The organism is Vibrio sp. 1151_11 (genome assembly GCF_029478525.1).
GTDB lineage: Bacteria > Pseudomonadota > Gammaproteobacteria > Enterobacterales > Vibrionaceae > Vibrio > Vibrio anguillarum.
On sequence record NZ_SHMN01000105.1, the window covers coordinates 1 to 464 of the forward strand.

The 464-nt window shown below is 40.1% G+C and carries 1 protein-coding gene; it reads left to right on the forward strand.

Annotated elements, in window-relative coordinates; translation table 11 throughout:
- A partial coding sequence (locus tag EXZ60_RS18965; RefSeq protein ID WP_277436161.1) for a YkgJ family cysteine cluster protein occupies positions 1-138 on the forward strand: 138 nt, incomplete at its 5' end.
- Between the last annotated feature and the right edge of the window lie 326 nt (positions 139-464).

Here is a 464-nt window from a genome sequence, read left to right on the forward strand (position 1 = left end):
CGTTTGTCAGATGGTTGGTGTTCAGCTCTAGATCGTGAAACGTTCATGTGCACAATTTACGAAAATCGCCCTTGGATTTGTCGAGAATTCGAAATGGGCTCTTACGAATGTCGAGATGAACGGATAGGCTTTTCCTAAATTTTACCCAATAAATCAGTAAGTTGTTAGCCATAACAAACGGTTCAAGAGGGATTGCCAACGCTCATCGACTTTAGTTCAAAATTGAAATTCAGCGTTTACGGCGTGTTTTTTGAGTTAAGTGGTGCGTTGTCAACCCCTTAACCGGGCGTTAGGCAAGGTGAGTTTTTATCAGCTAAATCGAGTTGAAATTGAACGGTAAATTCCATGTTTTCTGGCTTAAGTTAAGCAATAAATCGTCATCACATATTTTTTGTTTCTTGATCGCGTTGAGCTGTTTATCGTTGTGAATTCATCGGCAAAATAACCTTCAGCATCCAAACGTC